Source organism: Stenotrophomonas maltophilia group sp. P373, from assembly GCF_053295075.1.
Window position 1 is genome coordinate 3,884,183 of the sequence record NZ_CM129994.1, and the last position, 13,775, is coordinate 3,897,957.

At 65.1% G+C, this 13,775-nt stretch carries 17 protein-coding genes; 1 reads left to right on the forward strand and 16 read right to left on the reverse strand.

All coding sequences use genetic code 11. The annotated features are described in order from the left end of the window. Positions 1–9: 9 nt before the first annotated feature. From ACSYHF_RS17895 to ACSYHF_RS17970, 16 genes are all read right to left on the reverse strand, one after another. Positions 10–420 (reverse strand): hypothetical protein, encoded by a 411-nt coding sequence (locus ACSYHF_RS17895; protein WP_447575874.1) that lies wholly within the window; start codon positions 418–420, stop codon positions 10–12. Between the two features lie 3 nt (positions 421–423). Next, positions 424–1,179: a phage tail tube protein gene (locus tag ACSYHF_RS17900; RefSeq protein ID WP_087786502.1), complete on the reverse strand. Its 756-nt coding sequence runs from the start codon at positions 1,177–1,179 to the stop codon at positions 424–426. 36 nt (positions 1,180–1,215) lie between these two features. Further along, on the reverse strand, positions 1,216–1,671 hold the full coding sequence (locus ACSYHF_RS17905; protein ID WP_447575875.1) for a hypothetical protein: 456 nt from the start codon (positions 1,669–1,671) through the stop codon (positions 1,216–1,218). After that, positions 1,664–1,996: a head-tail joining protein gene (locus tag ACSYHF_RS17910; RefSeq protein WP_447575876.1), complete on the reverse strand. Its 333-nt coding sequence runs from the start codon at positions 1,994–1,996 to the stop codon at positions 1,664–1,666. Before ACSYHF_RS17910 ends, ACSYHF_RS17905 begins: the two co-directional genes overlap by 8 nt. Further along, complete coding sequence (locus ACSYHF_RS17915; protein ID WP_447575877.1) at positions 1,993–2,751, reverse strand: hypothetical protein; 759 nt, start codon at positions 2,749–2,751, stop codon at positions 1,993–1,995. Before ACSYHF_RS17915 ends, ACSYHF_RS17910 begins: the two co-directional genes overlap by 4 nt. A gap of 44 nt (positions 2,752–2,795) precedes the next feature. After that, the gene (locus ACSYHF_RS17920; RefSeq protein WP_447575878.1) at positions 2,796–3,797 is read right to left on the reverse strand and encodes a major capsid protein; all 1,002 of its coding nucleotides are present in this window, start codon (positions 3,795–3,797) and stop codon (positions 2,796–2,798) included. A gap of 87 nt (positions 3,798–3,884) precedes the next feature. Further along, positions 3,885–4,574, reverse strand: coding sequence for a head decoration protein (locus ACSYHF_RS17925; protein ID WP_447575879.1), 690 nt, complete (start codon positions 4,572–4,574; stop codon positions 3,885–3,887). A 2-nt stretch (positions 4,575–4,576) separates the two neighbouring features. After that, positions 4,577–5,998, reverse strand: a complete 1,422-nt coding sequence (locus ACSYHF_RS17930; RefSeq protein WP_447575880.1) for a S49 family peptidase — start codon at positions 5,996–5,998, stop codon at positions 4,577–4,579. Beyond that, positions 5,928–7,409: a phage portal protein gene (locus ACSYHF_RS17935; RefSeq protein WP_447575881.1), complete on the reverse strand. Its 1,482-nt coding sequence runs from the start codon at positions 7,407–7,409 to the stop codon at positions 5,928–5,930. The genes ACSYHF_RS17930 and ACSYHF_RS17935 overlap by 71 nt, the downstream gene beginning before the upstream one ends. Next, positions 7,402–7,617, reverse strand: a complete 216-nt coding sequence (locus ACSYHF_RS17940) for a phage head-tail joining protein (RefSeq protein ID WP_447575882.1) — start codon at positions 7,615–7,617, stop codon at positions 7,402–7,404. The genes ACSYHF_RS17935 and ACSYHF_RS17940 overlap by 8 nt, the downstream gene beginning before the upstream one ends. Position 7,618: 1 nt before the next feature. Then, positions 7,619–9,658, reverse strand: a complete 2,040-nt coding sequence (locus ACSYHF_RS17945; protein WP_447575883.1) for a terminase gpA endonuclease subunit — start codon at positions 9,656–9,658, stop codon at positions 7,619–7,621. Between the two features lie 22 nt (positions 9,659–9,680). Next, positions 9,681–10,121, reverse strand: a complete 441-nt coding sequence (locus ACSYHF_RS17950; protein ID WP_231352322.1) for a DUF1441 family protein — start codon at positions 10,119–10,121, stop codon at positions 9,681–9,683. Between the two features lie 256 nt (positions 10,122–10,377). Beyond that, entirely contained in the window at positions 10,378–10,665 is a 288-nt protein-coding gene (locus tag ACSYHF_RS17955; protein WP_447575884.1) for a hypothetical protein, read from the reverse strand. Between the two features lies 1 nt (position 10,666). Then, positions 10,667–11,149: a hypothetical protein gene (locus ACSYHF_RS17960; RefSeq protein WP_447575885.1), complete on the reverse strand. Its 483-nt coding sequence runs from the start codon at positions 11,147–11,149 to the stop codon at positions 10,667–10,669. Further along, entirely contained in the window at positions 11,146–11,589 is a 444-nt protein-coding gene (locus ACSYHF_RS17965; protein ID WP_223224762.1) for a hypothetical protein, read from the reverse strand. The genes ACSYHF_RS17960 and ACSYHF_RS17965 overlap by 4 nt, the downstream gene beginning before the upstream one ends. Positions 11,590–11,597: 8 nt before the next feature. Continuing rightward, entirely contained in the window at positions 11,598–12,086 is a 489-nt protein-coding gene (locus ACSYHF_RS17970; protein WP_447575886.1) for a glycoside hydrolase family 24 protein, read from the reverse strand. A 1,023-nt stretch (positions 12,087–13,109) separates the two neighbouring features. Between ACSYHF_RS17970 and ACSYHF_RS17975 the strand changes: the two genes are divergently transcribed. After that, on the forward strand, positions 13,110–13,766 hold the full coding sequence (locus tag ACSYHF_RS17975) for a hypothetical protein (RefSeq protein ID WP_447575887.1): 657 nt from the start codon (positions 13,110–13,112) through the stop codon (positions 13,764–13,766). The last annotated feature ends 9 nt before the right edge of the window (positions 13,767–13,775 follow it).

Consider the following 13,775-nt stretch of genomic DNA (forward strand, 5'->3'; position numbering starts at 1 on the left):
GGTACTGGATCAGGTCGGCGAGGCCGTACTCTCTTCCGCCGGAAGCTTCGCCTGCAGCAGAAGCCGCCGCAGGCGGAGGGCGAAAAAATCCCTGTTGAGCCCGACAACCGCCTCCAGCAAGTCAGCGATCTCGTCCAGCGTTGCCCCCGCAACCCATCCCGCCTCGCGTCCGATTGCCACCCCCAAAGCCGCGGCGATCTCGTTGCTGTCCTGCTCGAGCAGGTCGAGCAGGATGGCACCGACGCCAGCACGATCGGCGCCCTCGACCACACCGGCCATCATCGCCACTCGGGCGATGATGGTGCGGCTGGCCGTGATGAACGGACCGATCTGTTCCAGGCGCAGGGGACCCACAACCACCTTCTCGCCGCGTACAAGAACCGTGCGCGTCGGCGGGGCGATCACGTCATCATCGGCCACGGCTTACTTCTCCTGCTGCCAGTAGAAGTAAGCCGACTTGTCGTTGCCCGTGGCCTTCGACGAGTCCTTGAGCAGCGCGCCGGGCACGCTTCCCGCGCCGAACTCATTGCCGATCAGGCCCATGCTCTCGATGACGCCGCCGGCCACCTTGTGCGCTACCAGGCGGACCAACTTGCCGCCGCGTGCCTCGTTGGCACCGTAGAACTGCATCTCGTAGAACTTCTGCGAGGTGACCGCAGCTTCAACGTGGCCCAGGTCCGCGTTCTTGTAGGTGACCTTGATGTTCGGGGTGCCGACCGCGGACGGTGCTGCAATCGCAGATCCTACCGGGATGAACAGCATGCCGCGCTCGAAACGATAGTCCTTCCCGGCCTCGTAGGCGGTGGTTCCGGTTGCTGGCTTCACGGCGGTCACCTCCGTGGCCAGGCGCGACAGTGGCGCGAAGCTGCCCGGCACGGCCAGCACTGGCTCATCGGTGACGGTACCCGCGGCGATGCTGCTGGCCTTGCCGCGAGTTGCCCGGGCGAAGTTCTCCGGGTTGAAGTCGTGGAACGTGTAATTGAGGTTGTAGCCGGTCACGCGATCGACACGGTTGGCCGTGCCGCCGCCGGGGTTCTGGTAGTCGGCCAGCTCGATGGTATTGGTCTGCGGCGCCACGGTATAGGCTGAGATATTGCCGATCTCCAAGAACGGATCAGCGGTGTTCCACTCACGGATCAGGACGATTCCTGCGCCCAGGTAGCTGTAGTCTTCGGCCATGATGGCTCTCCAGTTGGGTTGCCGCTGTGCGGCGGGTTATTTCTTGGGGATGTGGGTCTGGTAGGTGATCAGCACGCCGACCCAGCCGGCGCTGGCCTTCTCTGGCATCAGCGGTTCCATCCCGACGTACACCGGCACCTGGATGCCGTCGGGGAAGTTGCGGGCTACGCACCGGCTATCCATGGCCGCCTCGATATCGGTCACCAGGTCGTCCAGCGCCTGCTGGTATCCCTCGGTGTCGGTGGGAACCTTGGCGATGACGCTGACGGTGGTAAGCCGGTGCGTGTTGACTTTCGAGGGGCTCTCCGCCCGCTGCTGCTTCTCGATCACGGCCGTCAGCACAGTCTGCGTGTCCTGATCACCGGGCTTCGGCTCCAGTGTCCAACCGGCACCGGCATCGGTCAGGTAGCCGTTGTCGGTGCTGATCAGCTGCAGCGTCTTGCCCATCGCCTGCAGCAGCTGCTTCCGCGGGCCGGGGGCACGATCAGACATTGGCCACCTCCCACACCGCCGTCGATTCGTCGGCGTGGATCTTCTGGACCAGTTTGAGCCGGCGGCCAGTGCCCTCAATCCGCACCACACCGCCCGCGCGAGGGCTGATTTCGGCCAACTGGAGCGTCACCCGATCAACGATGGTCGCGATGGGCGCCACATCGTCGGGCGTGAACTGCTCCACGGCCTCGTCCAGCAGCACTGTGCACGGCACCTCAACCGTGCCGCCCGGTTCTTTGTAGTGGGCAGCATCGGCGACGCCGGCTGCGCGGAAGGCATCGAACGCGACTGCGTCGAAGGCCTGCATGAAGGCTTTCTGGTTCAAGGCAGGGGCCTCGCGGTTTCCATGGCCTTTTCCAGCTCGCGCTTCAGGAAGAACGGCATCAGCCGCTTCCAGGTGTCCTCGGCCATGCCGAAGATGTCGTAGCGCGGCGTGTAGGCGGCGGTGTTGGTGAAGATGAAGATGGATCGGACACCCGATCCGCGTCCGATTCGCTCATAGATGCCCGGGCGCAGCACGCCGCGGCGCTTGGTGATCACGAAGTACTCGCCATCACGGTTGTTGCCTTTGCCCCGTCGCCGCTTCCGGCTGACACTGGTCTCGTTCTGGTACCGGTCCCGCTGGGCGCCCAGCTGCGACAGGATCTTGGTCACCTGGCCGGCCGGAACGTTGCCGTACTGGTTTGCCTGAGCGCCCCGTCCCATCACCGCAAACTGCGTCGGCGACAGCAGGCCTCGGCTCTGCAGCAGCCGCTCGAAGCCCTTCCGGCGGCGCTGACCACCATCCACCTCGGCAAGCAGGTACTTCGCCGGCGGCGTGCCCTTGAAGGCCTCGTCCCGGACGTAGATTTCGGCGTACGGCTGGGCCTTGGTGGCCTTGCGGTACATCGCTGCGTTGACGGTCAGCGGCGTGGGCCGGTCAAACACCCGGGGCGCCTGGCGCTTCCAGCGCTCGCGGATCTGGTAGGCCACCTTGTTGGCGGCCTGCGATGCAGCGTAGGGCAGCTGGGAATGCTCCAGCGCGGTCAGCTGTCGCCCGAAGACGTTGTCGGGGTCGACCCCGATCCTGATCTGGGCCATACACCCTCCTGCCTGGCCCGCCGAGCGGGCCAGGCACTGTTGGCTTACTTCGCGCCGGCCTTCAGGCGGATCACCGCGTCCGGTCGGGTGTTGAGGTTGAGCGGGTTGGACTGGCTTTCCAGCTGGATGCCCTTGTTCATGCGCATCGGGGCGGTCTTGGTGTAGTACGGCAGGCCGATGCCGCGCACCGTTTCCAGGTAGTCCGCCGGCGCGAAGCGGGTCAGGAACATGTCCGGCACACCCAGCGGGAACGCGATCGCCTCGCCATCGGCCAGGGCCAGATCGCCGCCGGTATTGCCCTGCAGCTCTTCGAAGGTGATATCGCCGAACACGAAGCCCTTGCGGACGTCATCGCGCAGGGCGGCACCGTCCTGCCAGCGCTCGTAGGCCTTCTGCACCTCCGGGTGGTCGGTCAGGGCATCGAAGAAGCCGGCGCTGCAGAACACGTGGACGCCGGTGTACGGGATGCCACCCAGCTTGGCCTCGATCGCGCGCTTGATGGCGATGCACTTGGCGCGGACCTTGGTGTCATCCTTGTTCAGCTCCATGCCGACGACTACTTGCTTGACCCCAAACTCCTCGTAGAAGTCGATGATCACGGAGCCATCGGCATCGAGCAGCTTGCCCTGCAGCGCGCCCATGCGGTGGTACTCGATGGTGAAGTCCAGGTCGCGCTTGTGTACCACCTGGAGCGCATTGACCACGGCGGCAACATTGTTGCCTTCCGGATCGGTCGGGTCATAGACACCCAGCAGCTGGTCGGCCATGACGGTCGAGTTCTGCGGCAGGTGGGTGGTTTCCAGCAGCTTCACCTTGCCGCGCTCCAGGCCCTTGGGCTGGCCGGGCGCACCACGCGGAGCGTTCGGAACCAGCACAAGCTTGGTCCCGTTGCTGCCCACCTTGACGATGGTGGTGCCCACCAGGCCCTGTTCCTGGAACAGGCGCATATCGGCGAGGCGGGTGGAGATGCGCGGCAGGTTGTTGATGTAGGCGTTCAGGGCATCGAAGCTCAGCACGCCCAGCGCCAGGAGGGTCTGCAGATCCATGGTGTTGTCTCTCTTGAAAGGGGATACGAAAAGGCCCCGCCGAAGCGGGGCCAGGGGTCAACGGGTGAAGAGGGAGCTGCTCGGCGGTCAGCCGCCGGCAGCGGCTGCGATGGTGATGGTGTCGCTGATGGCTTCGCCCAGGTCGGTGGCCGTCACCTTGAGGGTGTAGTCGCCCGCGGCGCTCAGCGTCGCGGCATCCCAGGTGATGACGCCGCCCACTGCTGCCTTCGCGCCGCCGCCGGCCAGGTTTCCGGTGCCGCTGGCCTTGGCCAGAGTGGCGCTGACGGTGCTGCCGGTGACCAGGGCACCAAAGACGTCCTTGACGTGTACCACGATCGGGCCCAGCGCAACCCCGGCGGTGCCGGTCAGCGGTTCGGACGCGAACACCAGGTGATCGGCTGCGTTCGACGCGATCGGCTGCTGGGTCCAGCGGGTGATGATTCCCGACTCGGCCAGGCTCAGCGCGGCCAGCAACTTCTGATCGTCGGTAACGCTGTCAGCCCAGACCAGCTTTTCGCCAAAGACCTCTGCATCGCGTGCGATCGCTGCGCCCTTTACCGGCAGCTCGCCAGCGTTCGCACCGGTATCCACCGGGCCGTAGAGCACCTTCACTGCATCGGCACCGTTGGCGGCCACGGTATTGTCGGCCTTGAGCAGGGTGCCGGCGGACAGGATGCCCTGCCCGGCCGGCAGACGGATCAGTTCGCGGCTGCGCTCGCCGCCTGCTTCGGACAGCAGGAATTCGCCGGTGCGGGTGCCGGCCAGAGAGATTTCCATCGTCAGTTACCTCGGTTCTTGTAGATGTTGTTGGGGTTCAGCTGCGCCTTCATTTCGGCGGCTCGTTGATCGGCCATGGAGGCCGGGTGTGCGGTGACGACCTGAGTACTCCGGCCCTCTTCCGCCTTCATCGACAACAGCTGTGCACGCACCGTGTCGAGGTCGGTGTTCTTCTCTATGAAGCTGGCCGCGATCGTGTCATCGCCACGCAGTGCAGCCGCGCATGCATCCTGGACTGCGGTCGCGTACTCGATCGCGCTTGCCGCCTGCTCACCCTGCGGCATCGGGCGACGCAGCAAGGCCACAGCGAGCGCCGGCGGTAGATCGCTGGAAGCGACCGCGGCAGCCAGCGCGGCTGCCGGGTTCTCCAAGACGGCTGCCGGCGGCGCGAGTGCGGCCTCGGGCACCGGCGGCGTCGCCACTGCCTCCGGCTCGTCGTCCGGATCCGGGCCGCCCGGCGCGGGCGGCGGTGCCGCTTCGGCCGCGCCGAGGTGCGCGATCAGGTCGTGCCAGGTGCCGAGCCGGGTAGCAAAACCCACCGCCACAGCGGCCTGGCCGCGGTAGCAGGCCGCCTCGGTGGCGCGCACCGCTTCGGCTTCCATGTCGAGGTTGCGCGCGACGGTATCGACGAACAGCGTGTACATGTCCTCCAGATCCGCCATTGCCTCTGCGTGCGCTTCCTCGCTGAGGGGGAAGTTGGGGTTGAAGTCGACCTTGCGGGCACCTGCGAAAAGCGGGGTGACCTTCAGGCCGATCTGTGCGTTGTTGCCACTCCAGTCATGGTGGAAGCGGACCACGCCCACCGACCCGACGCCGCCGGTGCGGCTGACCCAGATCTCGTCGCACGCCGAAGCGAGGGCGAATCCGGCGGAGTACGCGTGGTCATCGACCAGTGCATACATCGGCTTCCTGCCACGCGCCTCGAAGATGTGGTCGACCAGGTCAAAGCAGCCGGACGCCATGCCGCCCGGCGTGTCCAGCCGCAGGATGATGGAGGTCACCGCATCATCGTTGAGCAGTTCATCGAAGAAGTCGCGCACCGCGGCGTAGCTCACCGGACCTGGGCCGCTGGCGCCGGGCATCGGCCGGTTGACCATTGCACCGGACAGGTTGATCACACCGATCAGTTTCTGGGCGACGCCCACCGGCTGCCCGTCGGCGCCGGACACTTCGAAGCGGTCGGCCTTCAGCGCGCTGTCGTCGCTGGTGACCTTCCCTTCAAGATAGCCGCCCACCAGTGCCTCGCCGATGGTCGGCTGCACCAGCAACGGCTGATTGAGGACCGCGGCCGCGAGCGAGGCCACCACAGGCGCACGGCTGCCACGACCCAGCATTCGGGCCAAGAGGCCAGGCTTACTCGTCATCGTCATTCCCTTCATCGTTGTTGGCGCCAGGGGCGCCGGGTTTGTCGTCCTGCCGGGCACCGGAGGCGTTCGTACGCCTCGGGTCGCTGTCGTAGCGAAGCCCGGCCGCGTCTGCGCGCTCGTTGTCCAGCGCCTGCTCAGCGTCGACCTGTTCGGGATCCTCGCCAGCGCCCAGCACCACCTTGCTGCGTGATTTGAAGCCCGCCCGCACAGCCTTGAGTTCGGACGTCACGTCCTGCACCGGGTGGCTCCACGGCCAACCCTCGGGCACCCACAGGGTTTCGGTCACGTCGTCGCGAAGGGCCGCATACCGTGGCACCTTCAACAGACCAGCCAGCACCGCCTGATCAATGAAGGCGTCGCGAACCTTCTGGCAGAACATGGGGATCATGTAGAGCCACTGGTCCTGCTCGATGACACGGCGGAACTCGTTGAGGATCAGGCGCAGCGCGCGGTCGGAGACGTTGCGCAGGTCGCCGGTGAGCACCTCGTAGGGCACGTCCTGGCTGGCGCAGATCGCCAGCAGGTGACCACGCAGGAACTCCGCATAGTCAGAGCCGGCACTGGGCGGATTGGCGAAGTCGATTTTCCGACCCGGTGGCAGCTCCTGCAGCGTGCCGGGTTCCAGGCCACCGATGGCCGCCCCATCGGCGTCCTCACCGGTGATCAGATCTCCGACGGCATCGCCCTCGTCGCCATCAACGCTGGCATCTGATGTGATGAAGCCTGCGAACAGGTTGGCCAGCGCCTGCCGTTCCAGCACAGCGTCATCGAGGCGGTCCAGGTTGAACATGCGCAGCAGAGCCGGAGCGGAGCGTGGTACGCCCCGCATCGCACCGGCGCGGCTCGGCCGGAAGAGGTGCAGCACCTGCTCCGCAGGCACACGCACCAACTCGTTGCCGTTGACTGTCTGCTGCAGATCCCCGGGATGTTCCCGGTACATCCAGTAGGCCACACGGCGCCCGACGCGATCGACCTCAATGCCTTGTCGAATCGCGTTTCCGTTGCTGGCCACGCCGTTGTAGTGCTGCGGGCACTGCTCCGATTCGATCAGCTGCACCTGCAGCGGCACCGGCAAGCCGTCCTCGGGCCGCCGGTAGCGGAGCCGGGCGAACACCTCTCCGGCTTCGTTCCACTCGCGCCAGGACAGCGCCTGCAGGCCCTCCCAGCCCAGCACGCCGTCTGCATCAGCGTACTTGCCCCAGCGGGTCCACAGCTTGGTGAGCTTCTTCTTGTGCTCCTTCGACCCCCAAACTGGCTTTGCCTGGATGCCCGTGGCGATGCCGTTGGATACGCTCTTGTTGAGCGCACTGACCATCCACGGGTCATTGCGGGCCAGATGCCGTGCCCGGGCCAGCAATGTGGACAGGCCCGTCAATGCGGCATTGGGCCCGAGCGAGGTCGGCCGGAAAGTGCGCAGGCGTCGGCCATTGCCGGCGGCGCGGTAAGGGCCTTCGGCGATATCAGACATTTCCGGTCCCCGACTGGTAGAGGCGCACGATGCGGCGACGCCGTGGCGCGCCTGCTGCTTGGCCAATCTCGTCCCGCATCTGCTTCAGCAGCCGCCGCATCGAGTCCAGGCTTTGGTAGGTCACAGTTCGGTCGGCGTAGCGGACGCTCAGGACGCCCGCCGAGATAGCTGCCTCCAGCTTCGCGACCTGTTCTTTGGTAAATGCCATATCAGCGTCCCAGGTACTTGCTTCGGATGACGCGGCGGGTTCGAGTGCGCGGCGTTGGCGCCGGCGCGACGTCGTCTGCCCTCACGTCTGGGTTGTCGTCCCACGGCGCGGCCCATGCCGGCGGCGCGGTCCAGTTGATGGCCGGAACCTTCAGCCACAGCGCCATGCCCTCGGCATAGCCGCACAGGTCGAAGGCTTCGTTGCGGCGCTTGGCCAAGTTTTCCCAGCCTCGGGCCGTCCTCGATTCGGCCGTCAGCTCCGCGTAGAACGTCTCGGGCAGCCAGTCGGGAAAGTGGTAGTAGCCCGGCCCGGGCTCGGCCCGCTTGATGTTGGCGTCCACCGTGTCCTTCAGTCGGTCCACGTTGAGCAGCAGCTGCGGCACATCGCCCTTCGACCCTGATTTGCGGTCCCGGCGCTTGCTGCTGTCCGGAAAGGTCTCCCGGAACAGCCCACCCTCGCGGCGCGCGTCGCCCTTGATCAGCCTGACCCTGGCGTGCAGCTTCCTGGCCTTGAGCGAACGCCAGAACTCCAGCGCGCGCACCGAGGTGCCCGACTTGCCGCCCCAGTCGATACCCACCGCATGCACCGGCATGCTGCGGCCGGTGGCATCGTCCAGCGGGTAGCGCCGGCTGATGACCTTTTCGACCAGGCGTTCCCAGTCTTCCAGGTACTTCGGAGGGTCCAGTGGCAGGAAGCCGCCCGAACCGTCCTCCCGCTTGGAGGTGCGCAGGGTGAAGGAATCAACCACCCAGCGCTCCAGTTGCCCGGATTCCCCGATGCCGAAGCCCAGCACCAGCACGACGAACCGGTTGGCCTGGACGTCGACCTCACCGAGCAGGAAACGCACGCCCGCCGGCACAGCACCCGCAGGCCAGACCTCGGCCCGCTCCTGCATCTCGTTCGGATCACTGGCAGAGCGCGCTGCCATCGGCACGTAGTTGATCGCGCCGTCGACGTTATGCGTCGTCTTCAGCGGCCGCTCTTCACCGGTGGTGGCGAACGTCCGCAGCGCCTGGAAGTAGCGCTCGATCAGCGATTCCCAGGACTGGTAGGCGGCTGCAACACCACCCAGCCAGTAGCTGGCGATGCGCGCTTCCGGCCTTTCACCGGTGACCGTTCCGTCGGCGTGCACGACCTGGCCCTCCGCAGCCCACACGCCGCTGCGGTTCATCCCGTCCTTCCACCGGTGCTGCAGGCCCACACCGCAGTGCGGACAGTGCAGCAGCGAGTAGTGCCGCGCCATCTTATGCACGTCGTCCAGCACGACCCGTTCGAGCAGTTCCTCCATCGGCGGTAACGCGAAGCCGTCATAGCCTGGCGCTGCCTGAAACCGCTCGCCGCACTCCGGGCATGGCCAGTACCAGCGTCGGCGGTCGCCGCGCGTGTACAGCGCAGCGATGCCGGCCGCCGGCGGGCCTTGGTGTGGGTGCAGAGGCTTCCACGCACCGTCGGCGTAGTCGGTTGCCGGGCTCGATTCGGCCACCACCATGCCGGCGGACATGTAGGTCTGCGTGCGCTTCAGGCCAAGGCCGAAGCACTCGTCGATAGTCAGGTCGCCGGTGTAGTTGTCCACGTCCGTCATCAGGACGTCGTGGATGTCCTTGCCCGACAGCACCGACACCGACGGCCAGCCCATGCGCAGCGACATTCCCGACCGGAAGAACTTCAGCAGGATGTTGTCGTCGTGGGCACGCGGGCTTAGCCGGGAGCGCAGCTCCGGGCTGGCGGCGATGCTGCGGGCGATACGGGTCTTGCTGTAGTCCTCGGCCGCATCCTTAGACATCTGCACAACCATGGCGTCGGCCGGGTTGCAGGTGATCAGGTAGGCCAAGCGCGCATCGATCAGCGAGATGGTCTTGCCAGACCGCGCCGGCCCTACGAACACCACCGCCTCGTAGTGGCGGCTACCGGTCGTGTCCAGCGGCTCGACCATGTAGGGCGTCGTGTCCGGATCCCAAGATCCGGCGGCGCCGGCGGCATTGGCCACCTGCAGCACGCGCGCTCCCTCGCTCACCCTAATGCGGCGCGGCGGCCGGATCATCTCGGCAACGCCTTGGCGCACGCTACGCGCTGTCGCGTACGTCGTCATCGGTGATGCCCTCGTACATGGATTGCCGGACGCGATCGCACTCGTCCTGCACCTTGACCACCTGCTCCGGCGTGAGCCCGGCCTTACGCTCGAGCACGTCAGGCAGCGTGTCGAAGAACTGCACGACCTTCTTCACCAGCTCGGCGTAGTCGGCCTCGACCTCTGCGGCCGGCACCAGCTGACCGATGGTCGACTCGACCTTCAGGCGCTCGTTCTCCGACTGGTAGTAGGCGCGGCGCTCCATCGGCGGCAGGTCGCGCGGATCGACCACGCCCTCCGCGCCGAACGCCGCGGCACCCGGGTTCACCAGCGCCGGTGCTGCATCGGCCAGACGATAGACGTCGTGCCCAGCGCGCTTGGTCAGCGGCGGGACGCCGGCCTCCTTCAGCCGCTTGCTGGCCGTTCGGCGGTCCATTCCGAACTCATCCGCCAGCCTGGCCACGGACCAGCCCTTGGTGAATTCGTGGATGTCGGCCATGTGCTACCCGATGCGCAACCTATTCAGCTATGAAAATTGGGTTTCTCCCGGGAAAACCCGCCACAACCGTGCCCTGTGGTGGAGCACCATAGAGGCCGAAAAACTGTCTTTGACCGGGGTCCGAATTCCCCCCGGTTGGTGTGGATAAGCCCCGGGGCCCCCGCCCGCCGTGAAACGCGCGCGTGAAACGGCGTCAGCCGCCGCCCGTGCCGTCCGCTGCCGGCTTCCCCTGTACCTGGTCGATGACGTCGAGCTGCGCCTCGTACTGCAGCAGGCAACGCTTTCGGCCGTTGCTCACTTCGAACACGGCCGAAGGCGCCGCCTCCTTCACCCACTTACAGCGCTTCCGCAGCTGGGCGTCGATCGGTACGTAGGTGGCCACCGGAACCGTGATGACGGCTGCCGGGGGCGGGTTCGGCTTGGTAGGTGCTGCCTGGCACGCGGCCAGAAGGGCAGCGGTAACAACCACGATGACGCGCATGTCAGTACCCCTTCAGTGCCGGGCAGGCGGAATCGAGCAGCTCCAGTGCTGCCTTGCAGGTGTCGGGCCGTTGCTCATAGCGACCGCGCCAGGTGGAAGCCTTCTTCTCGGAAGCCTCGACCTTTCCCGCCAAGGCCCGCAGTGCCTCAGCACTCTCGTCCCGGAGGGCTTGCAGCTTCTCGGCTTCCGCCCTCAGTGCGGCGGCGACCTCGGCCAGACGCTGATCGCGGCTGTCCACGTCGGCCTGCAGTCGAGCGGCATCGGCCTGCCAGTCCGCCCGGACCTTGATCACCTGGGCGCTGAGGTCGCGGATCTTCTGCTCCTTCTCCCAGGCAGTCAGCCCGGACACCATGCAGCCGAAGGCCAGCACCGCGCACACCAGCTTGACCTTGCTGCCGGGCTTGCTCAGCCACTGCAGCGCGTCGGCAGCGGCGCCTACGATCAGCGTCCACAGCGCGCGAAAGAAACGAATCAGTACGCTCATGGCTTATCGCCTCCGATGGCGCCTGTGGCTCGCTCCACCATGCGCACGTAACCCGGCAGCAGCCGGCGGATCAGGACGCCGGACAGGCCGGCCAGCGGCAGCTGCGGGGCGCCCGCCAGCGCCGGCCAGATGGACGCGGCAACGGCGATGACCCAAGCGGCCACGATCGCGTAGGCCACGACGGCCACAGCCAGGGCGGCCCAGCGCGCGGCGGTCTGCAGAAGACGATGACCGCGCCGGCGGCTGGCGTCAGCGGCCACCCGCTCCGCGTCCTTCTCCGGCAGCAGCAGGACACCGATCAGCGCTCCCGCCATGGCAACCAGCAGTACCGACTGCGGTACGCCGAGGATCACCCGTTCTGCCTCCCGCAGCGCGTCGGCTGTCGCCGGCGCCACAACAGCCGCGGTGAACGTCCCGACGATGGTTTTCAGTGTGCTCACGGGCTCAGTCACGGCACCACCGTCCCGCCGGCCTTGCGGTACACGGCCAACAGGTCGGCAATCTTGTGTTCGTGCTGGCCGTAACCAGCGCCCGGCAGGCTGGCCCAGATGTTGCTGACCGCCTTGATGGCTTCCCGGATCTTGCCCGCCTGGATCAGCGGCAGCGCGCGGCGCTCACGGATCTGCTGCAGCGCAATCAGATCCTGGCTCAATGGCGAAAAGTCCTTGAGGCCGAGCGTCTTCTTGTACGCGTCGTAGTAGCGGCGCAGCAGCTGGTACCGGCCGGCTGCGGTTGACTGGATCCTGAGCTTCGGCAGGTCCACCAGCACGCAAGGATGGTCGGCGTAGCCGCGAAACAAGCCACCACCGACCAGCACGTCGTAGCCGCGGTCGTTCGTGGGCTGCCTGCCGTTGTCCGTCCCTTCGGACCAGGCCAGCATGTCGAGAAAGGCCACGACGTTCACGCCGCCAGCCTGTTGGGGAGTGATCTGCGTCATTTCGGTTCCTGCACAGGTTCAGCCCCGCCGCGTAGGCGGAGCACGGTACACAGCCAGACCCGGTGCCTGGCTAGGTTGTATAGATGAGCTCGCTCCGCTGAGCGCCCACGCCGCCGCTAACGGTTCGGGCTGGGACACTGAGGCGAGTGAAGCGGTTGAACACTGCGCGCGCTCTCAGGTTAGCGGCAGGGCTTAAGCCAATGGGACGGGCCGAAACGCGCGAACTGCGGCGGTGCTTGGGTGCTTGCATGCGCCCCCATCTAGCAACCCGCCCAGAAACGACGAACCGCAGGTGACTGGACCTCCCGAGTCCAGGCCTGCGGCCGTTGAGTGGAACGGATCGGAATCTCGCCCACGGTATCGATTGCACACCAATCCTGGTTCCCGCTGCAACTGCGGTAAGGTTCCTTACCGCATTCGATCGAATGCGGTAAGTTTCGCGACGACTGCGGTAATGTTCCTGAACATCAGCCCAGTCCGCATCATGGTGTGTCACCCGCAGGCTATAACGAAATCTTAACAAAAACCTATCCGGATGGCTTAAAGTTCGCTCTCGCAGGGGGGCCATAACTTGAGCAAGAAGCACGGACCGTCTTCTCGGGAAGACTTGGTTAGGGAAAACGAACGACTGAAGGAACGTCTGAAGCAGATGCAGACGTCTAGGCTTAGCAGCAACCTGGCTGCAATCGCAAAGCAGCTAATCAAGTACGGCACTCTGTGTACAGGCGGATGGCTGTCGATCCGAGAGATAGCCGGCAAGACCACCATCCTGAACGCAGCGGTAGACCTTTGCGGCAGCTTGGGGGACGTCATTAAGGAACTTGCACCAGCTTGGTGGGTCCAAATAGTGACTCTCGCCGCATGGCCCGTCTTCATTCGTTCTAACAAGCGTCTGCGTAGAGTTATTGCCGGACATGTTCAAAGAGCATCTAGAACCACGAAGGAACGTGAGACTGAATTGGATCCGGACAGATCGAGCAGCAACCTTGGGCACGACGGAGAGACCCACGAGAGGGACAGAATATGATCACGTTAATTAGTTCAGCGTTCGTAATCGCGCTCATTCTCGCGATCTGGCACGTGATTTTTAACGTTTACCCTCATTCCGCTATCGCGCTAGCGCGCTACAACTTGTTCGAACTTCGAGATGAGCTGTTCGATATGGCCGCCGAAGGAAAGCTGGACTTCAAGAGTCCTGGCTACAGGGCATGTAGGCAGATGATTAATGGCTTCATTCGCTATGCTCACGACATGAGCCTTATGCAGATGTTCACGACGCAACTTGTCGCAAAGATAAGAGGTCAGAAGATCAGCACAAAGGAATGGGACGCAGCTTTCGAACGTTTGGCGCCTGATGAACGCAAACTGGTTGATTCGGTTATGCGTAAGGCTATGGTGCACATGGTCAGGTTGCTGATCACGAAGTCTGTGATCCTGAGTGGAATACTCACCTTGGTGCTGTCTATCGAGTACGCCTGCAAGAAGATTGCTCGTCTATCCGTTGCTTTGAGCACCGCGTTTAAGCGCAGCCCGGATCAGACGGTCAAGCTACCGGCAAGTGATGCAGTTATCCGTGAAGTGATGTCAAACTCCAGTGGGCGAAAGCTTAAGCTCGTGATGAAGAGAGAAGCCAAGCGTTACACCTCGCCAGGATTCGGCATGGAACTTTCTCCAGCCTAAAAGATCAAC